Origin of the sequence: Actinomadura sp. K4S16, assembly GCF_008327685.1 — a bacterium.
In the GTDB taxonomy this organism is placed as follows: domain Bacteria; phylum Actinomycetota; class Actinomycetes; order Streptosporangiales; family Streptosporangiaceae; genus Spirillospora.
Genome location: NZ_BDDE01000014.1, coordinates 228,584 through 252,713, shown reverse-complemented (window position 1 = coordinate 252,713; position 24,130 = coordinate 228,584). Strand labels below are relative to the sequence as shown.

The 24,130-nt window shown below is 72.9% G+C and carries 25 protein-coding genes; 13 read left to right on the top strand and 12 right to left on the bottom strand.

Annotation, left to right across the window (positions count from 1 at the left end; all coding sequences use genetic code 11):
* Positions 1 to 12: 12 nt before the first annotated feature.
* Positions 13 to 2,982 (bottom strand): DUF4132 domain-containing protein, encoded by a 2,970-nt coding sequence (locus tag K4S16_RS19555; protein ID WP_160160962.1) that lies wholly within the window; start codon positions 2,980 to 2,982, stop codon positions 13 to 15.
* A 149-nt stretch (positions 2,983 to 3,131) separates the two neighbouring features.
* Positions 3,132 to 3,515, bottom strand: coding sequence for a helix-turn-helix domain-containing protein (locus K4S16_RS19550; RefSeq protein WP_149260418.1), 384 nt, complete (start codon positions 3,513 to 3,515; stop codon positions 3,132 to 3,134).
* Between the two features lie 102 nt (positions 3,516 to 3,617).
* Between K4S16_RS19550 and K4S16_RS19545 the strand changes: the two genes are divergently transcribed.
* Entirely contained in the window at positions 3,618 to 4,241 is a 624-nt protein-coding gene (locus tag K4S16_RS19545) for an NAD(P)-dependent oxidoreductase (protein WP_149260417.1), read from the top strand.
* 113 nt (positions 4,242 to 4,354) lie between these two features.
* Here the strand turns inward: K4S16_RS19545 and K4S16_RS19540 are convergent, their stop codons facing one another.
* Complete coding sequence (locus tag K4S16_RS19540; protein WP_149260416.1) at positions 4,355 to 4,561, bottom strand: cell division protein SepF; 207 nt, start codon at positions 4,559 to 4,561, stop codon at positions 4,355 to 4,357.
* A gap of 123 nt (positions 4,562 to 4,684) precedes the next feature.
* Between K4S16_RS19540 and K4S16_RS19535 the strand changes: the two genes are divergently transcribed.
* The 3 genes from K4S16_RS19535 to K4S16_RS19525 all read left to right on the top strand — a co-directional run bounded on the left by K4S16_RS19535 (position 4,685) and on the right by K4S16_RS19525 (position 6,330).
* Positions 4,685 to 5,050 carry a DUF1801 domain-containing protein gene (locus K4S16_RS19535; RefSeq protein WP_149260415.1) on the top strand — a complete coding sequence of 122 codons (366 nt, stop codon included), beginning with the start codon at positions 4,685 to 4,687 and terminating at the stop codon, positions 5,048 to 5,050.
* A 32-nt stretch (positions 5,051 to 5,082) separates the two neighbouring features.
* Positions 5,083 to 5,460, top strand: coding sequence for a hypothetical protein (locus tag K4S16_RS19530; RefSeq protein ID WP_149260414.1), 378 nt, complete (start codon positions 5,083 to 5,085; stop codon positions 5,458 to 5,460).
* 474 nt (positions 5,461 to 5,934) lie between these two features.
* Positions 5,935 to 6,330: an ATP-binding protein gene (locus K4S16_RS19525; RefSeq protein ID WP_235036923.1), complete on the top strand. Its 396-nt coding sequence runs from the start codon at positions 5,935 to 5,937 to the stop codon at positions 6,328 to 6,330.
* A 56-nt stretch (positions 6,331 to 6,386) separates the two neighbouring features.
* Here the strand turns inward: K4S16_RS19525 and K4S16_RS19520 are convergent, their stop codons facing one another.
* From K4S16_RS19520 to K4S16_RS19510, 3 genes are all read right to left on the bottom strand, one after another.
* Complete coding sequence (locus K4S16_RS19520) at positions 6,387 to 7,043, bottom strand: choice-of-anchor P family protein (protein ID WP_149260412.1); 657 nt, start codon at positions 7,041 to 7,043, stop codon at positions 6,387 to 6,389.
* A 45-nt stretch (positions 7,044 to 7,088) separates the two neighbouring features.
* Positions 7,089 to 7,922, bottom strand: coding sequence for a L,D-transpeptidase (locus K4S16_RS19515; protein ID WP_149260411.1), 834 nt, complete (start codon positions 7,920 to 7,922; stop codon positions 7,089 to 7,091).
* Between the two features lie 151 nt (positions 7,923 to 8,073).
* On the bottom strand, positions 8,074 to 8,547 hold the full coding sequence (locus tag K4S16_RS19510) for a MarR family winged helix-turn-helix transcriptional regulator (RefSeq protein WP_149260410.1): 474 nt from the start codon (positions 8,545 to 8,547) through the stop codon (positions 8,074 to 8,076).
* A 95-nt stretch (positions 8,548 to 8,642) separates the two neighbouring features.
* On the opposite strand from K4S16_RS19510, the gene K4S16_RS19505 reads away from it, so the two are divergent.
* A complete protein-coding gene (locus K4S16_RS19505) occupies positions 8,643 to 9,818 on the top strand; it encodes a PP2C family protein-serine/threonine phosphatase (protein ID WP_149260409.1) in 1,176 nt (391 codons plus the stop codon).
* Between the two features lie 61 nt (positions 9,819 to 9,879).
* On the opposite strand, the gene K4S16_RS19500 is transcribed toward K4S16_RS19505, so the two are convergent.
* Together K4S16_RS19500 and K4S16_RS19495 are read right to left on the bottom strand one after the other, a co-directional pair.
* Positions 9,880 to 11,523: an ATP-binding protein gene (locus K4S16_RS19500; RefSeq protein ID WP_235036922.1), complete on the bottom strand. Its 1,644-nt coding sequence runs from the start codon at positions 11,521 to 11,523 to the stop codon at positions 9,880 to 9,882.
* Entirely contained in the window at positions 11,520 to 12,722 is a 1,203-nt protein-coding gene (locus tag K4S16_RS19495) for a PP2C family protein-serine/threonine phosphatase (RefSeq protein WP_235036921.1), read from the bottom strand. Before K4S16_RS19495 ends, K4S16_RS19500 begins: the two co-directional genes overlap by 4 nt.
* A gap of 210 nt (positions 12,723 to 12,932) precedes the next feature.
* Between K4S16_RS19495 and K4S16_RS19490 the strand changes: the two genes are divergently transcribed.
* Together K4S16_RS19490 and K4S16_RS19485 are read left to right on the top strand one after the other, a co-directional pair.
* Positions 12,933 to 13,565 (top strand): RNA polymerase sigma factor, encoded by a 633-nt coding sequence (locus tag K4S16_RS19490; RefSeq protein ID WP_235036920.1) that lies wholly within the window; start codon positions 12,933 to 12,935, stop codon positions 13,563 to 13,565.
* The gene (locus tag K4S16_RS19485; RefSeq protein WP_149260408.1) at positions 13,562 to 14,719 is read left to right on the top strand and encodes a CU044_5270 family protein; all 1,158 of its coding nucleotides are present in this window, start codon (positions 13,562 to 13,564) and stop codon (positions 14,717 to 14,719) included. The genes K4S16_RS19490 and K4S16_RS19485 overlap by 4 nt, the downstream gene beginning before the upstream one ends.
* Positions 14,720 to 14,788: 69 nt before the next feature.
* Here the strand turns inward: K4S16_RS19485 and K4S16_RS19480 are convergent, their stop codons facing one another.
* Both K4S16_RS19480 and K4S16_RS19475 read right to left on the bottom strand, forming a co-directional pair.
* A complete protein-coding gene (locus K4S16_RS19480) occupies positions 14,789 to 15,025 on the bottom strand; it encodes a hypothetical protein (RefSeq protein ID WP_149260407.1) in 237 nt (78 codons plus the stop codon).
* A 145-nt stretch (positions 15,026 to 15,170) separates the two neighbouring features.
* Positions 15,171 to 16,655, bottom strand: a complete 1,485-nt coding sequence (locus K4S16_RS19475; protein WP_149260406.1) for a pentapeptide repeat-containing protein — start codon at positions 16,653 to 16,655, stop codon at positions 15,171 to 15,173.
* A 199-nt stretch (positions 16,656 to 16,854) separates the two neighbouring features.
* Between K4S16_RS19475 and K4S16_RS19470 the strand changes: the two genes are divergently transcribed.
* The 5 genes from K4S16_RS19470 (at position 16,855) to K4S16_RS19450 (ending at position 21,495) form a co-directional block, all read left to right on the top strand.
* Entirely contained in the window at positions 16,855 to 18,939 is a 2,085-nt protein-coding gene (locus K4S16_RS19470; protein WP_149260405.1) for an RNA degradosome polyphosphate kinase, read from the top strand.
* Positions 18,932 to 19,804, top strand: coding sequence for an NUDIX hydrolase (locus K4S16_RS19465; RefSeq protein ID WP_149260404.1), 873 nt, complete (start codon positions 18,932 to 18,934; stop codon positions 19,802 to 19,804). Before K4S16_RS19470 ends, K4S16_RS19465 begins: the two co-directional genes overlap by 8 nt.
* A gap of 63 nt (positions 19,805 to 19,867) precedes the next feature.
* Complete coding sequence (locus tag K4S16_RS19460) at positions 19,868 to 20,260, top strand: helix-turn-helix transcriptional regulator (RefSeq protein ID WP_149260403.1); 393 nt, start codon at positions 19,868 to 19,870, stop codon at positions 20,258 to 20,260.
* Positions 20,257 to 20,694, top strand: a complete 438-nt coding sequence (locus K4S16_RS19455; protein ID WP_160160961.1) for an SRPBCC domain-containing protein — start codon at positions 20,257 to 20,259, stop codon at positions 20,692 to 20,694. Before K4S16_RS19460 ends, K4S16_RS19455 begins: the two co-directional genes overlap by 4 nt.
* A gap of 3 nt (positions 20,695 to 20,697) precedes the next feature.
* Positions 20,698 to 21,495 carry an SDR family NAD(P)-dependent oxidoreductase gene (locus tag K4S16_RS19450; protein WP_149260401.1) on the top strand — a complete coding sequence of 266 codons (798 nt, stop codon included), beginning with the start codon at positions 20,698 to 20,700 and terminating at the stop codon, positions 21,493 to 21,495.
* Between the two features lie 12 nt (positions 21,496 to 21,507).
* On the opposite strand, the gene K4S16_RS19445 is transcribed toward K4S16_RS19450, so the two are convergent.
* On the bottom strand, positions 21,508 to 22,998 hold the full coding sequence (locus K4S16_RS19445; protein ID WP_149260400.1) for a CYTH and CHAD domain-containing protein: 1,491 nt from the start codon (positions 22,996 to 22,998) through the stop codon (positions 21,508 to 21,510).
* Between the two features lie 96 nt (positions 22,999 to 23,094).
* On the bottom strand, positions 23,095 to 23,652 hold the full coding sequence (locus K4S16_RS19440) for a TetR/AcrR family transcriptional regulator (protein WP_149260399.1): 558 nt from the start codon (positions 23,650 to 23,652) through the stop codon (positions 23,095 to 23,097).
* 68 nt (positions 23,653 to 23,720) lie between these two features.
* Between K4S16_RS19440 and K4S16_RS19435 the strand changes: the two genes are divergently transcribed.
* Entirely contained in the window at positions 23,721 to 24,128 is a 408-nt protein-coding gene (locus K4S16_RS19435; protein WP_149260398.1) for a nuclear transport factor 2 family protein, read from the top strand.
* The last annotated feature ends 2 nt before the right edge of the window (positions 24,129 to 24,130 follow it).

Here is a 24,130-nt window from a genome sequence, read left to right as displayed (position 1 = left end):
AGGCGGTGGTCATCAGGCGGTGGTCAGCTCGGTGAGGTCCGCGAGGACTTCCGAGGCGGTGATCGCGTCCAGTTCGGAGAACGGCAGGGACCGGGGCTCGGTCCGCCAGTTGAGGCGAGTGTCCTGGTTGAGCCACACGCGGTCGATCCGCTGCTCGGGCCAGTGTCCGATGTCTCCCACGACGATGCCCGGATCGACGTTGACGACGAGGGCCCGGCCCCCGGGCACTTCCCGGAGGACCGCGACCTGGATGCCGTTGTCCTCGGCGCTGCCCCGCTGCCATCCGCGCCGCTCCAGGCCGACCAGCCTGCCGACCGGCACCGCGGCGCCGTGGAAGCGGCCCAGCTCGGTGCCCGCGCGCTCGTTCCCGGTCAGCGCGTACGTGGGGCGGCTCAGCTGCGGGAAGGGCTGGTTGATCTCGTAGGCGTCGAACACCTCGGCCCACGCCTCAAGATCGCCGGCCAGGTGGAGCGGGTGGGCCACCCCCACCCGGGCCGTCCCGGGCAGGACCAGCTCGTCGTCCTGAAGGTCGGCGAGCGATCCGTCCTCGGCGACGCGGAACGCGCGGCCCTCCTCGTTGATCCACACCAGCCGCCGGGCGATGTGCCGCACCAGCGGATGCCCGACGACGAGAGTGCGGAACTCCTCGACGCTCCAGCGGTACCGTACGACCATGGCTCGTTCGAACCGCCGGAGCCGTTCGTCTGCCACGGTCCGGACGTCCTTCTTCAGGGCGGCGAACCGCCGGTAGGCGGCCGGGGCCAGGTCGTGGTGGTCGCGGACGCCCGGCTTGGGGAGGCCGGTGCGCCGCCGGCCGGTGCCGTCGACGATGTACGGCCTGAGCCGCTCGTCGAAGCCCGCGGTGAAGGAGCGCGGGCCGTAGTCGAGGACCATCTCGCCCCGCTCGTCCAGCCCGAAGTCGGGGACGAGCCGGTCGCCCAGCTGCTCGGGGCTCAGCCCGAGACCTTCGGCCAGGAGGTCGAGCCGCTCCTGCGCCTTCTTCCTGAGACCCTTGTACTTGACCTTGGTGGCCGTGTCGTGGAGGTGCATGAGCGCCACATCGCTGCCGATCGCGAGCAGGACGTCCAGGCCCTTGACCGCCTTGCCGTGCCCGCCGTCGCCCGGCCAGGCCTGGATTACCGGCGTGAACCTGCGCACCGTCTCGTCGCCGCCGAGCAGCCCCAGGGCCGTCAGGACCCAGCCGAGGTCGTCTACGGCGTAGCTCTGCTCGCGCAGGCCCGACGACTCGAACAAACGCCAGGCGAGTGCGGCGAGCGAGGCGGGGGTGCAGATCTCCTTGACGACGTCGACGCCCGCGTACGGCTTGTCCGGCGTGGAGACGCAGAGCATGGTGACGATGTGGTCGACCGCGTCGGCGGGAAGCGCCCGGCCGCTCTCCCGGAGGAGCACTTGGGGGAGGATGTACGGGTCCTGCCAGACGGGGCGCCGCGGCATCTCGGCCGGAAGATCGTCCAGGGGGTCGGCGGCGAGCAGCGCTCCGACGGCTTTCGCGGCCTTGGTGCCGTACTCGCCGGCCACTTCGAGGATTTCTTTCTCCCCTTCGACCCCGGCAACGTTCCGAAGGGCGCGCTCCGCCTTGAAACGCTGCGGGCCGGCCTTCCCCAGCGCGACGGGAACCAGGGCACGGATCTTCGCCCGTCCCTCCGGCTCACCCGGCTCCCCGGCGGCCGGCGGTTCGAGTCCCTTGACGGTCACCCGCTTGAACCGGGGGCGCTCGCGTGTCCACGGCGGCTCCACCAGCAGCCGCGGCAGGGAGTCCGCCGCGGCCTCCGGCGCCCATCCGGCGGCCGACTCGCCGATCGACTCGACCACTCCGCGCGCCTTCGCGGACAGCTGCGGCAGAACCGCCGCGGTGACGTCGGGCCGGGTCGCCACATGGTCGCGCAGCAGCCGGACGGCGTAGGAGGAGATCGGCGCCGGGCCGAACGCGGCCGCCTCGCCGAGCAGCCGCAGTGCCCGCCGGGGATGGCGGCGGGCCGTCTCGATCACGGCCCTGTGCACGTGCGGCCGGTCGAGGCGCTCCACCGGAAGCCGGAACGCCTCGTCCGTCGCCAGGACGCCCAGTGCCCGCAGCAACCCGTACGGGTCGCGTCCGGTCGCGGTCTCTTCGTCAGCGACGGTGGCCAGCGTCGAAGCCAGCGCGGGACCGACGCCCTCGACGGCCGTGGGGAGCACGCCCGGTCTGCCGTCGAGCCAGTACCACCCGCTCTGCGCGGCGAGCAGCGTGGCGAGCTGGTCGGCCGTCCCCATCGTGCACAGCACCATCATCCAGGTGTGCGGCTGCAAGCGGGGCAGGCCGGCACAGAGCTCGTCGACCCATGCGGTCTGCGTCGGCACCAGGTACGCGGCGGCCAGGCGGCGCATGCCGTCGTGGCGGCGCTCGCCCAGCATGTCGACGGCCCGCTGGTACTCCGACTCGTCGGCGGCCGCGAGGAATGCGCGCACCCGGGCCGCGGCCAGTTGGAGGCAATCCAGCCCACGGTTGTAACCGGGGTCTTGCTTGTCCAGACGGCGGAGCCGGAGATGGCGTCCCCTCTCTCGCTCCCGCCAGCCGTAGCCTTCGACGAAGACGCCGCTCAGCTCGACCGTGGCGGCGGCGGCGAACACCAGGCCGTGCTCGGCGATCCACGCGTCCGCGAAGGTGGCGAACGTTTCCTCGTCGTAGACGTAGTCCTCCCTGAGCGGCCATTCCGCGGCGAGGCAGGCCGCGATGACGGCGGCTCCCTGAGGGTTCGCCTCGCCCCGCAGGTATGCGCGGGCGGACTCGACCAGGCCTCCAGGGCTTTGCGGAGAGGCCAGCAGATGGTCGATCTCGTCGCGCGTCTCCTTCGTCCACCGCTGAACGGCGGAGACGGCGTCCCCGTCGAGTTCGAGCGGGGGCCCGGGCGTCCCGCCGCGACGTGGATGGAAAGCGGCGCGCCAATCGTCAGGAATGACGAGAGAATTCTCGTTCTGCGGCATGCGGAGCAACATAGTGGCGTCGCCCGACAGAATCAGGAAAGCACGGACCGTCCCACTACCAACCAGCGGTAAGAGGAGTAACGCGCCGAAAAACGGCGAGCCGGAAACGACTGCGACCTGCTGATTTCCTCTACCTCGGCCGTCGCGTTTCAGCCGGCTTGGTCGAGGCGGGTGGCGTCGTAGGACTCGCGGGCGTCGAGTAGTTCGTCCCAGTGCTGGTCGGTCCAGGCGCAGGCGGCCGCCATCGGTTCGAGCATGCTGCGGCCCAGCGGGGTCAGTTCGTACTCGACGTGCGGGGTGGCCTCGGCGTAGACGGTGCGCTTGACCAGTCCGTCCCGTTCGAGGGAGCGCAGCGACTGGGTGAGGACCTTGGGAGTGACGCGGCTCAGGGGCACGCGCAGTTCGGAGAAGCGGCGCGGCCCGTGCTCAAGGCAGCGGATGACGAGCGCCGCCCACTTGTCGCCGAAGCGGATCGGATTGAGCGAGGACGGGCACAACTCGTCGAACATGTCGGCGGGCAGCGGTTCCCTCATGGCCTCACGATAGCCGGTATCCCGGCGGTAACCGCGGCCGCCGCTAACGTCGGCGAACCGGCCGGGCACACGGGCTCCGGCCCTGGTGAGAGGCGGTTCGTCGTGAACATCGTGATCTTCGGCGCGGGAGGAAGGGCCGGGCGGCGGGCCGTCGCCGAGGCGCACCGGCGCGGCCACCGGGTCACCGCCGTGGTGCGCGACCCGGCACGCCACACCGACCTGGCCGGCGCGCAAGTGGCGGCGGGCGATGTCACCGACGCGGCCGGCATCCAGCAGACGGCCGCCGGGCATGACGCCGCCATCAGCGCGGCCGCGGACCTGTCCGTGCCGCCGCACGACTTCTTCACCACCTCGGCCCGGGCCCTGGCCACCGGCCTGGCGAAAGCGGGCGTCCCGCGCCTGGTGCTGGTCGGTCTCGCATCGATCCTTCCGGGGGCGTCCGGCGCTCCCCTGATGGACGAGCCCGGCTACCCCAACGAGTACCGCTCCTTCTACCTCGGCCATGCGGCGGGCCTGGACGAGCTTCGGGCCAATGACCTCGATTGGGCCTACGTGGCCCCCGCGGGCGACTTCGACCACGCCGGCGCGCCCACCGGCCGGTACCGGATCGCCGATCACGGAGACCCGGCAAGCCGGATCACCTACCAGGACTTCGCGATCGCACTGCTCGACGAGATCGAAACACCCCGCCACCACCGCGCCGCCGTCAGCGTCCGGGAGGCGTGATACCCGCGGTCCGCGAATACGCGGTTCACCAGGAGCGCACCACCCGGAAATCCCAGGTGGTCCTCCTGGAATCCGTCGAGGGCGACCCCGAGCCTTCCGCACTTCGGGCCCGTTCAGGGTTGCAGGAGGAAGAGCTTTCGGTCGACGCGGTCGAAGGCGCCGCCGCGGCCGAAGACCAGGCCGGTGGCGAAGTCGACCAGGCGCTTGGCGTCGCCATCCGGGAGGTCGGTCAGGTCCATGAGCACGGGGACGCCCTTGCGGAAGTAGTGCCCCACGTACAGGACCTCGTTGTAGTTCTGGGGACGCAGCGACTTGACCACGCACCCAGTCTGCCCGGCGCCCTCCCCGGGTCAAGTGACCCACGCCACAGGAAAGAGAACTCTCGCGATTGTCGATCCGGCGGTCCCGTGCTCGACGCGTTGATGACGAGAGAGGGGATCGACATGGGTAAGCACGCGAATGTCCAGGAGTACGTGGCGGACGTGCCGGAGGGGCTGCGCGACGTCCTGGAGAAGGCGCTCGCGGTGGTCAACGAGGCAATGCCCGGGATCGAGCCCGCGCTGTGGCACGGCCAGCCGACATGGAGCATCGGAAAGAAGCCCGTGTGCTTCCTCAAGGCGTATCCGAAGTACGTGACGTTCGGCTTCTTCAAGGGCCAGCTCATCGAGGACGGGGCGGGTCGCCTGGAGGCCATGTCCAGGCAGATGGCCGGCGCGAAGCTGCGCGGCCTGGACGACGTCGACGCGCCCCTGTTCGCCGACTGGGTGAAGCAGGCGTGCGCGCTGGAAAACGACGTCAAGGATGCTTGACGTCAAGGTCACTTGACGTTCACACTCGAACCATGGTCACTCCAGATGGGATCGAGCGAGACATCACGCTGACGAGCGCGGCGGCCCGGTACGACGAACTGTGGGTCCAGGACGCCGTCGGCGAACCGCCGCTCCGGCGCGAGGAGGTCCTCGAACTCCTCGCGCTGGGGGAGGTGATCGCGCGGAAGGCGGTCTACGGACGGCAGCTGGCCGTCCGCTCGGCCCGCCGCGCGGGCGCCTCCTGGGCGCAGATCGGCGCCGCCATGGGCGTCAGCAAGCAGGCCGCCTGGGAGGCCCACGGCAAGTGGATCGACGACCAGGCCGAACAGAACCGCCGCAGCGACTACCAGGGCCTGGACGAGGACCAGGTCGCCGCCGCCCGCCACCTCGCAGGCGACGTGAACCAATAAGCCCCCAAAGGGAAGCACCCCACTCAACGGCGTGACACCCAAACCAGAGCGACCGCCCCAACCCGAACGCCCGCCACAAAACCGCCGGCCCGCGCGCTCGCGATCAGATCCGACCGAGGCAGAATCTGCTCGCGAGCGAAGCCTTGGCAAAACGAGCAAGCCCGGCTGCTCCCAAGCCATGCCTGACGAGCAGACCGAACCACCGGACGCACCGACCTTGGCCCCCGCCGTAACCCCGCGACGACCTCAATGGTTGCGATCGCGTCCGAAGGCAGTTTCGAGCTTGCGAGAAACTGATCGCGCAGCGAGCCGCAAGGCGAGCCGGAGCGATGCCAGCGATCGCCCGCGGTTCTCGACGATGGAGGGCCGCTAGGCCCGAAGGAGGAGAGGGCCGCCAGAGTTTCTGATCGTTACAGGTGGGAAATCTGTGTGCTAGAGGGAACGGAGGCGATTGGCATGGAGGTCGTTCTTGAAATGACCCTGCCTAGGAACGCGGAGAGCGCTCCGCTGGTGCGGCACACGCTCGACGCCTCCCTCCGCGGGCTCGGAGTGGGTTCCGAGATCCGTGCCGATATAGCGCTCGCGCTGGGTGAGGCGTGTGCGAACGTCATCCAGCATGCCGCGGCCGGAATGGAGTACGAGGTCCGGGCGCGGATGGACGGGGCGCGGTGCGTCGTGGACGTCATCGACGGGGGCACGGTGGACGGGGCGGACGGGGCCGCGGGGTGGGAGCGCGTTGAGGTGCCGTCGCTGGCCGAGCACGGGCGGGGGCTGCTGCTGATGCGCGCGTTCACGGAGGACGTGCAGATCGCGGGGCGCGCTCACCGGAACGGTTCGATCGTGCATTTCGAGAAGTCGTTGGCGAACTGAGGGACATGCGACGGCCCGGCGGGCATCCGCCCGCCGGGCCGTGGATTGCGGGACGGTCAGCCGGTGACCGGCAGGTCGTGCTTGACCGGGGTCGGCGCGGGCGCCTCGGACGGGCCGTGCGCCGGGCCGGCGGCCTTGCCGCAGGTGGCGGACGCGACCCGGACGGCGCCCTTCTTGCCGGGCAGGGCCAGCTCCATGCCGGTGACGGCGAGGCGGCCGTCGGGCATGCGCTGCTGCTTGTTGAGGGTCAGGGCCGTCCGGCCGAGGCCCTGCACGTCGACGGGGATGGTGGTGTTGGGCGGCGGGCTGGCGTCCAGCCGCCGGCCGGCGAGCGTGGCGCGGGCGAGGTGCGCGGCGCCGCTTCCGGCGGTGCACTTGGCGCTGACGGCGTCCGCCATCAGCTTCGCGGACGGGACGGCCAGGCGCGCTACGGACGAGCTGGCGCGGTCGGGCGCGGCCTTGACGTCCAGCGCGGACGCCTTGACCAGGTCGGTGTGGGCCTCGCGGAGCAGGCTCTTGCTGACCGGGCCCGTGCTGGACGAGACGGCGGGTATGGGCGGGATGGCGATCGGGCCGGTGGCCGTCAGCCCGTACGCGGAGCCTTCGCCCCCGGGCGCGGCGGCGAAGGCCGTCGCCGAGGCCGGGGCCGCGACGAGTCCGGTGGCCAGGAGCCCGGCCGTGGCGAGGCGCTTCGTGGCATGGATGTGACGCATGGACTTACTCCGATTCTCGCGAGAGTTGAGGACGGTGCCGGCCGGTCAGGCCGTGATGAACACCAGGGAACCGAGCGGGACCCGGGAGAGCGCCTTGAGCGCGTCCGCGGGCACCCGCACGCAGCCGTGCGAGACGGCCTTGCCGAACACCGAGGCGTCGGGCCAGCCGTGCAGGGCGACGGTGCCGGGGCCACCGCCGAAGGTGTCGAGTGTCGCCGAGTGGGTACCGAGAGGCAGGACGATCGGGCTCGGCGTCTTCTTCGCCGGGGCGAGCGTCGCCATGATGAACGTCCGGCCGGCGGGCGTCGGCGTCCTGTCGCCGCCGACCGCGACCGGCCAGCGGCCCACGCGGCGTGCGGACTTCTCCAGGACGAGCCGCTTGCGGGTGAGGTCGATGCGGACGGTGTAGGGCGTGCGCGCGGTCGTCAGCGCGGTGCCGGGAATCCAGCCGGTCGCCCCGTTCGGGCGGCTCGGCAGGAGCACCCTCCGCCAGTCGCCCGACGTCTCCACCACGGGCACCCACGTGGGGCCGCCCAGTTCGGTGGTGGGAAGGGTGGCGAAGCGGTGTCCGGCCGGACGGTCGAACACCGGCGCCGGGCTCGTCGGGTGGACGACGAGGCCGTCGGTGGCCCCGTCGGGCATGGTGTCGGCGGGTGCGCCGGAGAGGGTCTTGAAGGTCGTCGCGTCGGGGACCTTGGCGGATGCGGCGGTGCCTCCGCCCTTGGTTCCGGTCGTGTCGCCGCTCTTGGTCCCGGCGGACGCCGCGCTGTGCCCGGTGGAGGAAGCGCCGCATCCGCCGGCCGAAAGGAGCAGAGCGGCGGTGAGCCCGCCCGCGGTGACGGCGCGCAAGGAATGCCGAGGGGCACGTGTTCTCGCCATGAGCCGGGATGTTAGTAGTGGTGGTGACGGCCGTACGGGGAATGGCGAAAACGTTCCAGAGGCCGCCATTGTAAATGTAGATAACGTTCTATTTGGAAGGCGTTTTGCGGAGGGTCACGGCTTTTCACGAAAAACGGATTTCATGGACGGGTCAGGCGAGCATGGAGAGGGAGCCGCCGTCGTCGTCCGGCCGGGTGGCGGCCTCGCGGAACTCGGCGAGGCCCCACAGCAGCGCGGCCTGCGCGGGCGCGGGCATCTCGGCCAGCACGCGGGTGAGGTCCTCGCGCCGCCGGAGCCGGAGCCGGTCGAGGAGCGCCTGCCCGTCGGAGCTCAGCCGTACGCTGACCTGGCGCCGGTCGCGGCCCGGGTCGCGGGACAGCAGCCCGGCGGCCTCCAGCCGGTCGCACAGCCGGCTCGCCGACGACACCAGCGCGCCGAGCTCGCCCGCGAGCCTGCTGATGTTGACCGGGCCCCGCTCCAGGACGAACAGCGCACGCAGTTGCGTGGACGGAATAGGGACATCCGGGGCATTGTGGGCGCGCGACCACACGTCCACGAGGGTGGACGCCGCATCGTCGAGCGCGGCCGCGGTCTCCGCGGCGCCCTCACCCGACGTGGCCACCATGCCCTCCACTGTTACATATGACGTCGCCCACGGCATCCCGGGACCTGCGGGTCCGCCGGCCGCCGGGGCCGTGCGGCGACGAGGCGAGGATCGAGATGCACGGTGCACCCGTTGAGGACCAGCCGTTCGAGGCGGCCAGGAAGGCGATCTGGGCGGCCCCTCCGAACGAGGTGATCTCCGTCGCGGCCGAGTCGCTCGACCGGCACGCCGGCGTCGTCGACGCCGAGGTCCTGGTGATCGACTACCGCCAGACGTTCCTCGTCAGGACGCTGTCCACCGGCGACGACGTCCCGGTCGACAACACGCCCCCGGGGCGGGCGTTCGCGTCGCAGCGGACCGTCCGAGAGGACGGCGGCGGGCTCGCCCACCTGCCGCTGACCGTGAAGGGGGAGCGGATCGGGGTCCTGTCTGTGCGGCTCCCGGACGGCGGGCCGCCCTGGCTGGACGACTTCGCCGGCGTGCTCGCCCGCGCTCTCAAGATCGCCGACCAGGCCACCGACATGTACCGGCGCATGCGGCGGCGGACGCGGCTGACGCTGGCCGCCGAGATGCAGTGGGACCTGCTGCCCGCGCCCGCCTACCAGTCGTCCGAGCTCTGCTTCGCGGGGCAGCTGGAGCCCGCGTACGCGGTGTGGGGCGACTCGTTCGACTGGGCCACGTCCGTCGGGCGGTTCACGCTGACCGTCAGCAACGGGATGGGGTCGGGCACGGAGTCCGCGGAGCTCACCCATCTCGCGATCAGCGCGCTGCGCAACGCCCGCCGCTCCGGCGGCGACATCGTCGAGCAGGCCGAGCTCGCCGACGAGGCGGTGTTCGGCCGGCACCGGGGCGAGCGGCTCGTGGACGCGCTGCTGCTGGAGTTCGCGCTCGCCGACGGGCGGGTCCGGGCCATTGACGCCGGTTCGCCGATGATCCACCGGATGCGGGACGGCGCCGCGGAGCGGCTCGGGTTCGAGGCGCAGATGCCGCTCGGGATGTTCGGCGACACCCGCTACGTGCCCCAGGAGTTCGCCGTCGAGCCGGGCGACCGGCTGGTCATCGTCAGCGACGGCGTCCACGGCGCCCGCTCGCCCGCCGGGGCCCTCTACGCGGAGGCCGGGCTGCTCCAGGCGATGCGCGCCACCCGCTTGCAGGAGCCGCCGGAGGCCGTCCGCACCATGGTCCGGCACTATGTCGGCTTCCACGAGGGCGCCGCGCCCGCGGACGACGCCGTGATCGTGTGCGTCGACTGGACCGGGCCGACGCCGGAGGTCGCCGCCCGGAAGGCTTGAGGCCCCTCCACCCGGCGGACGGCCGAGGCGCTCGACCTGTCAGGCGGGGCCGGGCGCGCCCTCACTCATCCGGATCCGCGTCGCCGGTCGAGGGCTGGGCGGGCAGCGTCCAGCGGAACGTCGTCCCCGGGGCGTCGCCGTGCTCGTCGGTGTCGAGCCAGATCCGCCCGCCGTGGTACTCGACGATCTTCTTGCACAGCGCCAGGCCGATGCCCGTGCCGGAGTACTCCTCGCGCGCGTGCAGCCGCTGGAAGATGAGGAAGATCCGGTCCGCGTACTGGGGCTCGATGCCGATGCCGTTGTCGGTGCAGCCGAACTCCCACTCGTCCCCGGCGCGGCGGACGTCGATGGCGACGCGGGGCGGGACGCCCTCCCGGCGGAACTTGATCGCGTTGCCGACGAGGTTCTGGAACAGCTGGACCAGCTGGGTGCGGTCGCCGGGGACGTCGGGCAGCTCCGGCACGTCCACCTCGGCGCCGGTCTCCTCGCGCAGCGTGGAGAGGTTGTCGAGCGCCTGCCGGACGACGTCGTCGAGGTCGACGGAGTCCTCGGGGCGCGCCGTCCGCCCGACGCGGGAGAAGCTGAGCAGGTCGTTGATCAGGGCCTGCATGCGCTTGGCGCCGTCCACCGCGAACTCGATGTACTGCTTCCCGCGCTCGTCGAGCTGGTCGCCGTAGCGGCGCTCGATCAGCTGGCAGAAGCTGGCGACCTTGCGGAGCGGCTCCTGGAGGTCGTGGCTGGCGACGTAGGCGAACTGCTCCAGCTCGGCGTTGGATCGGCGCAGCTCCTCCGTCTGCTCGTCGAGCAGGCGGGTCTTGTCCTCGCTGCTGCGCCACTCGTCGATGATCCGGGCGCGCATCGCGTCGATGATCGCCGCCAGCTCGTTGATCTCCGCCGGGCCGGGGACGTCGAGGCGGTGCCCGAAGTCGCCCTGGGAGACGGCGCGGACGCGTCCGGTGAGCGTCGACACCGGCGTCAGCACGGTCCGGCGGAACACCGCGGCGAGCAGCACCGCCGCCACCACGACCATGGCGAGCGCGGCGAACGTGGACCACTGGGCGGTCCGCGCGCGGGAGTTCAGGTCCGCGGCGGCCCGGTCGTGCATCCGGGTGAGGCCGGTCTGCAGCGGCGTCATGTCGCCGCGCGCCTGCACCAGCAGGCGGCTCGCCAGCCGGCTCTCGGCGCGGTCGACGCCCTGCCCGCCGGGCCGGTCGGCGATCCGGTCGGCGAACCCGGCCCGCCAGGCGCGCGAGTCGGCGGTGGCCTTGTCGAGGAGCCGGTCGACATCCTCGTGGCCGGACACCCCGGCGATGAGGCGGCGCATGCGCGCGGCGGACGCCGCCTCCTGGCGCACGGCCGCCCGGTACTGCTCGACGTGCTCGCGCCCGCCCTCCTCGGCGTACGCGCGGATGGCCATGTCCTGGCTCGTGACGGCCGTCGACAGCCGGAACTGCTCCAGCGTCGCGGGGTCGACGCGCTCGATCAGGACGTCGCGGGCCCGCTCGTTCCCGTACAGCGCGGCCCCCGCCTGCACGAACACGGCCAACAGGAGGGCGCCGAGGACGACGGAGCCGATCCAGTAGATCTGGACGAGCCGGACCCGGCCCATGCCGCGCGCCTCGGAGACCTCCGCGCCGGGCAGGACGGCGCCCGGTCCGGAGGGCCGCGGCTCCTCGCCGCTCTCGGCGGACGTCGTGGCGGTCACCGGTCGTCCCCGCGGCTCAGCAGCAGCAGGGCGAGGTCGTCGGCCAGGACGTCCCCGTTCAACCGTTCGGCCTCCGCTATGAGTCCGTCGACGAGCACGTCGCCGCGCCTCCCTTCCTCGTGCGCCGCCTTGGCGAGCTGCAGCAGGCCGCTCAGGTCGAGGTGCCCGCCGTCGTCGCCCGCGTGCCCCTCGATGAGCCCGTCGGTGTAGAGCAGCAGGCCCCACTCGTCGCCGAGCTCCAGGTCGACGGCCGGCCACCGGGCACCGGGCAGCAGCCCGAGCGCCGGCCCCCGGGGCTCGTCGGGGATGGCCTCCACGCCGCCCGGGGAGAAGAACACCGGGCACGGATGCCCGGCCCGGTACACCCGGGCGGCACGCCGGTCGGGCGCGATCGTCAGCATGCAGACGGTCGTGAAGATCTCGTCGCTCCACCGCTCGTGCTGGAGCACGGCGTCGAGCGTGTCGAGGAGCCGCGAGCCGGTGTGCCCGGCGAGGACGAGCGTGCGCCAGGCCATGCGGAGCCGGACGCCGAGGGACGCCTCGTCCGCGCCGTGCCCGCTCACGTCGCCGATCACGGCGTGCACGGCGCCGTCGGCGGTCTCCACGGTGTCGTGGAAGTCGCCGCCGAGCAGGGCGCGGTCGCGTCCCGGCCGGTAGCGGGTGTGGTGCCGCAGCGTCGTGTCGTGCAGGATCGGCACGGGCAGCAGGCCGCGCTCCAGCCGGGCGTTCTCGCGGCTGAGCGCCCGCGCCTCGACGAGCTGCCGCTCGGACTCGTCGGCGCGCTTGCGCTCGATCGCGTAGCTGATCGCCCGGGTGAGCAGCGCGCCGTCCACGTCCTGCTTGACGAGGTAGTCCTGGGCGCCGGCGGCGACGGCAGCCACGCCGACGTGCGCGTCGGCGAGCCCGGTCAGCACGAGGACGGCGGTGGCCGGTGCGTGCTCGCGCACCTGGTGGAGGGCGTCGAGGCCCCGCGCGTCCGGGAGGGACAGGTCGACGATGACGCACTGGATGTCGGGCCGCAGCGCGGCGAGGGCCTCGGCGAGCGTGGCCGCGACGGTGATCCGCAGGCCGGGCTGCGCCTCGGTCAGCAGCTCCTCGAACAGGAACGCGTCGCCGGGATCGTCCTCGACGAGAAGGAGGTGCGGGGAACCGGCGACACCGAGAAGCCGCTCCGCACCGCGACTGGGCATCGCGGCCATGTCTCAGCTCCTTCTGTCCGGCGTGGCCGGGTCGATGTCAGGTGGGAGGCCCTTGCCATCGAGCAAATGTTAGAGGCATCGGGCCCCGGGAGGGCACGCCGAGGTACGAAAGGGCCGCCGGATCGCGCGAATCTGCTCGCCGCCGGGTAACGATGCCGTCCCCCGCGCCACTACCCCGTGACATGACCTGAACGGACGGAGGAGCACGCGGTGGCAGACGAGGCCCCCGATGAACAGCGCTTCACCGCGATCTACGACGAGTGCCGCCAGCGCGTGTGGGCCTACGCCGCCGCCCGCGCCGGGGGACAGGTCGCGGACGAGGTGGTGAGCGAGACCTTCGCCGTGGCGTGGCGGCGCCTCGCCGACGTCCCCGAACCGCCGCTGCCGTGGCTGCTCGGCGTCGCGCGGAACGTGCTGCGCGACGGGCACCGCGCGCAGGTGCGGCGCGAGTCGTTCGCGGCCGAGCTCAGGCGGTGGGCGCCGCGCCAGAAGGGCGACGTCGCCGAGGACGTGGCCGAGCGGCTCGCGGTGCTGCGCGCCATGGCGGCGCTGCCCGAGGGGGACCGGGAGATCCTGATCCTCATCGCCTGGCAGGGCCTGACGCCGCGCGAGGCCGCCGCGGTCGTCGGCTGCTCGCCGGCCGCGCTGCGGGTGCGCCTGCACCGCGCGCGCCGCCGCCTGGTCCGCGCGGCCGAGGGCGAGCAGTCGGATGCCCGGACGGCACGCCCCCGGCCGGAGCCGCCGCACCCCCGCGGCCGGGCTGAAGCAGAGCCCGGAAGGGGCGGCGCAGGGGGGAACGGACCGCGTCCGCACGTCGGGCTGATCAAGAAGGAGACGGCATGAGGGATGTGATGCGGGTGCTGCGGGATGCCAGGCCTGAGGAGATGGACCCGAGTGCGCCGGTGGACGAGGGCGTGCGGCGGGCCGAGTTGGCACGGGCCATGGCGGCGCCGCGTTCGGAGGCCGGGGGCGCTGTGCGTGCGCGGCGGCGGGTGCGGCCGGTCTGGGGGCTCGGGCTGGCCGCGGCGGCCACCGCGGGGGCGATCGCCGCGGCGGCGGTCCTCGTCGCTCCCGGCGGGGACCGGATGGAGCCGGACAGGACAGGCGGAAGCGGCGGCGAACGGGTGCTCGACGCGAAGACCGTCCTGCTCGCGGCGGCCGAGAAGGCGGACGGGCAGACCGAGACGACGGGGGCCTTCTGGCACCAGGTGACGGTCTCGTCCGCCACGTACACGGTTGGGAAGAGCGACAACCGCTACGCCGTCACGGTCAGGAGCAAGGCGGAGACCTGGACGCCGGGCAGGCCCGGCGGAAAGGCGTGGGCCGCGCAGCAGGAACTGGGGGCCAGGCCCGCCACGAAGGCGGACGAGGATGCGTGGCGGCGTGCCGGGTCGCCCGGAACGTTCGAGATCGAGGTGCCCGTCGCGCCGGGGGCCAAGGGCCGCCTGAAGGGGTTCACGGCGAAGACCACGCCCGGTCCGCGCAGTTTCAGCGGCTCAGCGCTGGTCGACGGGGACAAGGTGTTCTGGCTCGGCCGCAACGTGAGCATGAAGGACCTGCGGGCGCTGCCGTCCGATCCGAAGAGGCTCAAGGCCACGCTGCTGCGCTGGTACACGGGCCATGACACCGAGTCGAACCGGTCGATGTCCTCGGACCGGTGGCTCTACACCGTGGCGCGCGGGCTGGTGATGGAGATGCCGGTGAAGCCGGGGGTGCGGGCGGCCGCGTTCCGGATGCTGGCCGGGCTGCCGGCGGTGCGGTCGCTCGGGAAGGTCACCGATCCGCAGGGCCGGAAGGGAAACGCCATCGCGCTGGACGAGAAGACGCCGCAGGGCGTGATCCGGAACGAAATGATCATTGATCTGGCGTCGGGTGCCGCGCTGGCCGGCATGAATGTGATGGTGGCACCGGCGGCGGGGGCACGCGTCCCGGCCGGGCGGACGATGGACTCCACCGCACTGGTCGGCGCCGAATGGACGGATTCCAAACCGCGCTGACGTCCTTGACGGAAGGGGCGGTGCCGGCGCGGCGCCGTCCCTTCTCCGGCGTTAGTGGCCGGGTTGTGATCAAGCGCTTCTGGGGGTGCGGCGCGCGGTTTTCTGCGCGGCCCTGCGCTGCGCGGCGGCGGCCTTGGCGCGGTTCAGGCTTTCGCGGACCTTGGCGGCGCCGCGTGCCGCGGTGACGGTGTCCTTGGCGCGCCCGGCGTAAACGGCGAGCACCTCGGCGACGGGCGGAGGCTGCCATTCCTCCTTCGCGACGATCGGCAGGACGGGGATGGGCGCGGTGGCGGAGTTTCCGGACACGGGGTCACCAGTCGCGGGGACGAGCGCGAGATGCGATTGGCAGTGCGGGCACTGCACCCCCGGATGGGTGTCTCTGCTCATAACACGAATCATTACGCGTGGGTCTGACAAAACAACCCCCGCCTTTAGCGGGCCCGCCGGGTGCTTATGTGTTGCGGGCGCTCATGTGCGCCGCGCGGACGCCGCCCATGCGGTTGTCGTGGCGCGGGCGGTCGTCGTGGCGGACCAGTGACGCGCCGCAGCACAGCAGCGCGATGATGACGGCGAGCCAGGCCACGGCGCGTCCCGCCCGCAGCCCGTATCCGCAGGTGATCCACAGAAGGTGCAGGCCGGCGCGGCGCCACGGGTCGCGCTCGCCGCGCCTGCGCAGTTCGAGCGCGCCGTAGCGGAAGTCGCGGGCGACGCGGTCGCGGTCCGAGTCGGCCGTGGCGCGGGCCAGCGCCTGGTACAGCGTGCGCAGCCGGTCGTCGCGGGCGGTGTCGTCGGCGAGGCCCTCGGCGAGGACGGCGCGGCCCCGGCGGCGCCACGGCCGCAGCGGGCGCCGGCGCGGCGCGGTCGCGAAGGCGCAGTCGCCGGTGATCCGCAGCGCGTCCGGCCGCCGCAGCCCGAGGAAGCCGCAGTCGCTTAGGTCGACGTCGGCGAGCAGCAGCCGGGTCGCGTCGGCCCGGCGCAGCGAGACGAGCCGGACGGGGGACGGGCCGGACGCGGCGGCCGGCTCGGCCAGCCCCTGGATCGGGTGGGCCAGCGACCGGACGGCGGCCGGGCCCTCGAACACCGCGTCCTCCAGGTCGAGTTCGGCGAGCCGGAGCCGGAAGTCGGCCTCGCCGTGGACGACCGCGCCGCGGGCGACGACCTGCCGCGCCGACGCGTGCACCCGCAGCCCGCCGTGGACGGTCGCGTCCGACAGCGCGATCCGGCCGCCCGCCGCCAGCGGCCCGAGCCAGGCGCCGCGCCGGAACCGCGCCCGCTCGAACCGGGCGTGCCGCGTCACCTGGACGCGCTTGAACGACACGTCGCCGCGGAAGCACGCCCCCTGCATCGCCGCGTCGCGCCCGAACCGCGCGCGGTCGAAGCAGGCCGCGCCCATGAACACGGCGCCGCGGAACGCCGCGTCGGCGTGCCAGCGCGTCTCGCCGAAGACGGCGTCGCCGGTGAACACGGCCTCCTCGAACGAGGCGTGCCGGTGGAACCGGGCCTCGTGGAAGGACGCGTTGCGGGCGAAGCGCGCCCCCCGGAACGAGGCGTTGCCGAAGAACCGCGCGTCGTAGAACGACACCCCGCCGAGGAAGCGCGCGCCGTCGAACGAGCTGTCGCCCTCGACGCAGAAGCCGCGCAGCGCCGCGTCCGCCGGCAGCACCGCCCCGTCGAACCGCGTCCGGCCGAGGTGGGGCCGTCCGTCGGGCCCGGTGACCGCGCCGAGGACCGCGTCCAGCAGCCGCATGGGGACGGTGACGCCGCGCAGGTCGAGGTCGGCGCCGGGGCGCAGCGACCCCGCGAACCGCTCGAAGTCGCGGGGGCTCAGGTGGGCGGGGCAGCCGCCCAGGCCGCCTGCGGCCCGCCCGGTGCAGCCGTCGACGGCGGTGCAGCGCGGCCAGAACACCGTGGGCGGCGAAGGGTCGTGAGTGGTCACGGTCTTCGTTCTACCCACGCGGGGCCGTGTGGTGAAGGTCTCCTGGCAGCCAGGTCGTTGCGACCTCTCCACAGAGCCCGAGGCGGGCGGCCGGGAGCGGAGTGATCTGGGGGAACCGCGGGAATGATCGACGTATCAGATACATCGGTGGAACCCGCGAGTTCGACTTTAGTTAACCTAAATCAGGGAAAATTTCAGTATGACCGTCAATCCAGGACACGTCCCCCCACAGGCCGAGGCGCTGCCCGAGGACCGCTTCCTCGATCGGGAGGAGAGCTGGCTGAGATTCAACCAGCGCGTCCTGGAGCTCGCCGAGGACCCGGACCTGCCGCTGCTCGAGCGCGTCCGCTTCCTGTCGATCTTCTCCAGCAACCTCGACGAGTTCTTCATGGTCCGCGTCGCCGGCCTCGCCCGCCGGATGGCGACCGGCCTGGCCGTCCAGTCCGCGAGCGGCCGCCAGCCCCGCGAGGTGCTGGCGCGCACCGGCGTGGTCGCGCACGAGCTGATGCAGCGGCACGCGTCCTGCTTCCGCAAGGAGATCCTGCCCGCGCTCGGGGAGGAGGGCATCGACATCCTGCGCTGGGACGAGCTGGCCGAGACCGAGCAGGAGCGGCTGCGGCGGCTGTTCCGCGACCGGATCTACCCCGTGCTCACCCCGCTCGTCGTCGACTCCGCGCACCCGTTCCCCTATATCTCGGGCCTGTCGCTGAACCTCGCGGTGATCGTCCGCGACCCGGAGACCGACGCCACGATGTTCGCCCGGGTGAAGGTGCCGCCGCTGCTGCCGCGCTTCATCGAGGCGTCCCCCGACCGGTTCACGCCGCTGGAGGACGTCATCGCCGCGCACCTCGGGCAGCTGTTCATCGGGATGGAGGTCGTCGAGCACCACGCGTTCCGCGTCACCCGCAACCAGGACCTGGAGATCGACGAGGACATCAGCGAGGGGCTGCTCCAGGCCCTCGAACGCGAGCTGCTGCGCCGCCGGTTCGGCCCCGTCGTCCGGCTGGAGGTCGAGGAGTCGATCTCCGAGGGCGTGCTGGACCTGCTCACCTCCGAGCTGGGGGTGGAGGAGGGCCAGATCTACCGCGTCGTCGGGCCGCTCGACCTCGGCGGCCTCGCCGCCATTGCCGACCTCGACCGGCCGGAGCTGAAGTACCCCCCTTTCGTCCCCTCGAAGGAGGCGCTGCCGGAGGACGCCAGCATCTTCAGCGCCATCCGTGAGCGGGACGTGCTCGTCCACCACCCCTACGACTCGTTCACCACGACCGTCCAGCGGCTGATCGAGGACGCCGCGACCGACCCGCACGTCCTGGCGATCAAGCAGACGCTGTACCGGACGAGCGGCGACTCCCCGATCGTGGACGCCCTGATGAGCGCCGCCGAGGCCGGCAAGCAGGTCGTGGTGGTCGTCGAGCTGAAGGCCCGGTTCGACGAGCGCGCCAACATCGCCTGGGCGCGCAAGCTGGAGACCGCCGGCTGCCACGTCGTCTACGGGTTCGTCGGGCTGAAGACGCACTGCAAGCTCGCGCTGATCGTCCGGCAGGAGTCCGAGGGCCAGCTGCGCCGCTACTGCCACATCGGCACCGGCAACTACCATCCGAAGACGGCGCGCCTCTACGAGGACTTCGGGCTGCTCACCGCCGACCCCGAGGTCGGCGAGGACGTCAGCGCCCTGTTCAACCACCTCACCGGCTACTCGCGGCAGAGCTCCTACCACCGGCTGCTCGTCGCGCCGAACAGCCTGCGCTCCGGGCTCGTCCAGCGGATCGAGCACGAGATCGACAACCACCGGGCCGGGCATCCGGCCCGCGTCCGGATCAAGTGCAACTCCGTCGTGGACGAGGTGGTCATCGACGCGCTCTACCGGGCGTCGCGGGCCGGGGTGCCGGTGGACGTCTGGGTCCGCGGCATCTGCGCGCTGCGTCCCGGCGTGCCCGGCCTGTCGGACATGATCCGGGTGCGCAGCGTCCTCGGCCGCTTCCTGGAGCACTCCCGCGTGTTCGCGTTCGAGAACGGCGGCGAGCCCGAGGTGTGGATCGGCAGCGCCGACCTGATGCACCGCAACCTGGACCGCCGCGTCGAGGCCCTGGTCACCGTCACCGACCGGGCCCAGCGCGACGACCTGCTCGCCCTGATGGACCGGGCCATGGACGAGGGCACCCACGCGTGGACGCTCGACGGCGAGGGGACCTGGACGCGCAGCCGGTCCCTCCCCGGCGAGACCCTGCTGGACATCCAGACCCACCTGGTGAAGAGCCGCCGGTGGAGGACGATCGATGCCTGACGTCGTCCGGGCCGCCGGAACGCTGCTGTGGCGCGACGGCCCCGAGTTCGCGCTGATCCACCGCCCCCGCCACGACGACTGGTCGTTCCCCAAGGGCAAGGTCGACCCGGGCGAGCACGTGCTGCGCGCCGCCGTCCGCGAGGTCGAGGAGGAGACGGGCGTCGTCCCCCGCCTCGGGCGGCGGCTGCCGACCGTCTCCTATCCGCTCGGTGAGCGGACCAAGCTGGTCGACTACTGGGCCGCCCGCCCGGCCGGCGGAAGCGCGTTCGCCCCCAACGAGGAGGTGGACGAGCTGGTCTGGCTGCCCGCGGAGGAGGCCGAGGCGCGGCTCAGCTACCGGCACGACGCCGACCTGCTCCGCGCGTTCCTCCAAGGGCCGCTCCACTCCGCGCCGCTGGTGATCCTGCGGCACGGGTGCGCGGGGGAGAAGAGCGCGTGGCGGGAGGCCGACGAACTGCGCCCGCTGGACGGCACCGGCCGCGCCGAGGCGGCCGAGCTCGCGGACCTGCTGCACTCCTACGGGCCCATGCGGATCGTCAGCTCGGCGACCGCGCGCTGCCTGGAGACCGTCCTGCCCTATGCGCGGCGGGTCCGCGTGCCCGTCGAGACTGATGCGGCGTTCACGGTCGGCGAGACGAACCCCGACCAGGCCGTGGAGCGGCTGCTCTCCATGGCGGGCACCCCGGTGGTCGTGAGCACGCACGGCGAGATCGTCTCCGAGCTCGTCACCGGGCTCTGCCGCAAGCTGGGGGAGAAGGTGCCGGACGACACGGACCTGCCCAAGGGCGGGTTCTGGACGGCGCACCTGGCCGACGGCTCGATGGCCGCCCTGGAACGCCACGGCCCGGAGGCGGCACGGCCGTAGCCGGTACGGCCCCGGCGGACCTGCTGTTGCGGTCTTCCCTGGCTGACCTCTATATTCATCCCTATGGGTGAATATCAGGGCGACCTGCTCGATTCCGTCTTCTCGGCGGTCTCCGACCCCACCCGCCGCGCCATCCTGGCCCGGCTCGCCGAGTCCGACGCCCGGGTGACCGACGTCGCCGGGGCCTTTCCGATCTCCCTCAACTCGACGTCCAAGCACATCCGGGTGCTGGAGGGCGCGGGGCTGGTGCGGCGGACCGTGCGAGGCCGCGAGCACATCCTGACCCTGGACGCGGCGCCGCTCGCCGAGGCGGCCGCCTGGATCGAGCACTACCGCCGCTTCTGGAGCGAGCGGCTCGCCGCGCTCGACGCCTTCGTGACCGGCTCCGCCGCCACCGACCGTGCCGACACCGACCGTGCTGACACCGACCGGGACGACGTGGAGGGGGCATCGTGACCGGTGAGTACTCGGTGACCGTCCGGCGGGAGATCGCCGCCTCTGCCGAGGAGCTCTTCGACGCCTGGCTGGACGCGCGGAGCCTCGGATCGTGGCTCAGGCCGTCCGGCATCAGGGAGACCCGGGCCGAGACGGATCCGCGCGAGGGCGGGACGTTCCGCATCGTCATGGTCGACGACGAGTCGTCCATCCTGCACTCCGGCACCTACCGCGAGATCGACCGGCCCCGGCGGCTGGTGTTCACCTGGTCCTCTCCCGCGACGCGGTTCCGGGACTCGGTGGTGACGGTGACCTTCCGGCCGTCCCCCGGCGCGACGGTCGTGGAGGTCCACCAGGTCGGGCTTCCGGACGAGGAAGCCCGGACCTCGCACCACGCCGGCTGGTCGGACTGCCTGCGCGGGCTCAGCCGAACCCACACCCGAAACGAGGACTGAACTGTGACGACTCTGGAGAAGAAAGTCGCCGTCGTCTACGGCGGCGGGGGCATCGTCGGAGGCGCGATCGCACGCACCTTCGCGCGTGAAGGCGCCCAGGTGCACGTCGTCGGACGCACCCGCGCGCCACTGGACCGCGTGGTGCAGAGCATCACCGGCGATGGCGGCCAGGCGGAGGCGGCCCTGGTCGACGCCGCGGACGAGGACGGCGTGCGCCGCCACCTGGACCAGGTGGTCGAACGGGCCGGACGCCTGGACATCCTGGTCAACGCCGTCGGCGTCCCCCACGTGCAGGGGCCGCCGCTCGCGGAGCTCGGCCTCGACCAGTTCATGGCTCCGATCGACGGATACCTGCGCGCGCTCTTCGTCACCGCGAAGGCGGCCGCTCCCCACCTGGCGGAGCACGGTTCGGGCGTCGTCCTCACGCTGTCCACCCCCGGCGCCCGGCTGACGGGACGGGGCTTCCTCGGCAACGGCGTCTCCTCGGCCGCCGTCGAGGCCTTCTCCCGCATCCTGGCGGGCGAGCTCGGCCCCGACGGGGTGCGCGTGGTCTGCCTCCGGCCGCACGCGATCCCCGCGTCGGTGGGCGCCTCCCATGTGACCGAGGCGTTCGCGGAGATGGCCGGCCGCGCGGGCGCGACCACGGACGAGTGGCTGGCGGGCGCCGCTCAGGGGACGCTCCTCGGGCGCCTGCCGACGCCCGAGGACGTGGCCGAGTACGCCGCGTTCGCGGCCTCCGACCGCGCCCGGACGCTGACCGGAGCGATCGCCAACCTCAGCGCCGGCCTCCTCGTGGACTGACGCGCCGGCGGCCTAGAACGATGGGCCGAGGGTGCGGGACCAGGTGGTCGCCAGGAGATCGCGCGCCTTCTCCGACTCCGCCCGCTCCTTGCCGTAGAGCACGCCGAGCGCGAAGGCGTCGGCCGTCGTCCGGGCGCGGGCGGCGGCCCGTTCGAGGTACTCCATCGCGATCACGGCGTCCTGGTGGGCGCCGAGGACCTCCTGGATGCGCTTGGCGTCCTTGACCACCCGCTTGGCCCCCGCCCCCAGCACCGGGACGGCCAGCTCGGCCGCGTACCGGGCGCGCTTGGCCGCCTTGCGCGTCTCGTGGCGCGCGAGGTCGGGGTCGCCGGAGGTCTTGATCGACGCGTAGGCCCCGGCCATCCGGTCCCAGGCGCGGGTGACGAGCGCGGGGAGCTCCTTGCGGGCCTTCTTGCCGGCCGCGGCCGCGAGGGGCGGGTCGGCGACCAGCCGGTCCAGGTCGTCGAGCAGCGTGAAGTACCGCGCCCCCTTAAGGGCCGAGTTCAGGTGCCGGTACGCGGCCCGCTCGTGCCGCTCCAGATCGTCCAGCAGGACGCGCGGCGCCCCCGCGAACCGCATCCGGAGCACCTCCAGGTCGCGCACCTCGCCCAGGGTCTGCGCCAGCCAGCGCAGCTCGGCGGCGAGCGGCGCGGTCCGCTCCGCGTCCAGGACGGTCCGGTAACCGCGCAGCGCGCTGCGGGTCCTGCGGGTCGCCACCCGCATCCGGTGGACGGCGTCGTCCTCGCCCAGCCGCGCCCCGGGGTCGAACCGCAGGATCGCCTCGACCTGCTCGGCCAGGTAGGCCAGCACGACCTCGCCGGTGGTGATCGCCGGCGCCTTCCCGTTGCTGGTGGCCTCCGTGATCCGCGACCGGGCCTCGGCCCGCTGCCGGGCGGCCTCGGAGGGCGCGACGGCGTCCCCGAGGAGCCGCGCCAGCTTGGACGCCGACTTGGCCTTCTTCGCGCCGGCCTTCCGCAGCCGCTTGCCCGCGGCCTTCAGCAGCTCCGGCGGGCCGGCGGCGAGCTCGACCTCGATCTCCCGCCACCGCTCGGGATCGGAGTCCTGCCCGTGCCCGGTCACCAGGTCGTCGGCGACCTCCGCGAGGGCCTCGCCGTCCGGGCCGAGCAGGCGCACCACCGTCCGCCGGGTCTCCAGGGTGGCGACGGGACGCAGTTCGGCCCCGCGCGTGTACGCGGCGACCAGCCCGGACAGGCGCGCCGGGACGAGCAGGGGCCGCCCGAGCGGCGCCCTGAACTCCTGCTTCTCGTCCGGCCCGGCGGGCATCTTCAGGTGCCAGCCCGCGTCCGGCCCGCCCCGCCGCCGGCGCAGCGTGATCCGGTTGGCCGCGAGGCGCAGGTCCGGGGTGTCGAAGTAGGTGGCGTGCAGGTCCTGGACCTCGGGCTCGCCCACCGACGCCACGCCCGGGATTCCGTCCAGATCGGGCAGGACGAACCCGGCGGAGGCGTCGTACTTCTGCTCGATCTCCAGATGCCTGTCGGCCACGCGCTGCTCCTCCGGTTCGGGTGAAAAATCTGGACACACACCCAGGTGGCCAGCATTTCACGCCAAGGTGAACACGGACAGAAGCCTTCGCGGCCGCTAGGGAGCGAGCACGGCGCGGCAGGTGGTGGCGATCAGTTCGTCGACCCGCGCCGGCGGGGGCCGGCGGTCGAGCAGGTGGCGGCGGACCGCGCCGTAGGGGACGTCGACGGTGGCGAAGACCAGCCGGTCGCGGTCGACGCCGTGGCGCCGGGCGAAGGCGGTCAGCGCGCCCGCCGCGCGGGCGTTCAGGGCGTCGAGCGGCTCGGCGAGTTCGGCGGGCCAGGCGGCGGCGAGGTCGCGGCGGCGGTGCAGGAGCAGGACGGCGGCCTCGGCGGGGTTCTCGCGGCACCACCGGGGCGTGTGCAGGGCGGCCGCCTCGGCGTCGTCGGCGTCCAGGGCGGCGACGAAACCGTCCTGGAAGCGGCGGACGCACCGGGTCCACAGGGTGGCGAGCAGCAGGTCGCGCGACCCGAAGCGGTGGTACAGCGAACCGGAGGGCGCCCCGAGGCGGTCGGCGATGGCGGCGATCGTGGCGGCGGCGGGCCCGCCCTCGGCCGTCACCGCGAGCGCGGCGTCGAGGATCCGGTCCTCGCTGAACTTGGCGGGCCTACCCATGCACGTCCTTCCGATGATAGTAGTGAGAGGATTCTAGAACAGCGTCTCCAAAACAACGAGGAGCGGCCATGGCGGCGTCCGAGATCGTCAAGGGTTTCTACACCGCGGCCCAGGCGGGCGACGGGGCGGCGATCCTCGCCCTCCTCCACCCGGATTTCGAGGCGCACACCGCGCCCGGGCTGCCGTGCGGCGCCGGCGGCGCCTTCCAAGGGCCCGAGGAGACGCTCGCCCGCGTGTGGGGAGCGGTCTTCGCCGAGTTCGAAACGGCCCCCTACGCCGAGACCTGGCATGAGACGGGGGACGGCCTCGTCGTGGTGACCGGGCGCTACCGGGGGACGGCCAGGGCCACCGGCCGTTCGTACGAGGCGGAGTTCGCGCATCTGTGGCGCGTCACTGACGGGAGGATCTCCTGGCTGCACCAGTACACCGACACCGCCCGGTGGCGGGACGCCCTCGTCCCGGCCGCCACGCCGTGAAC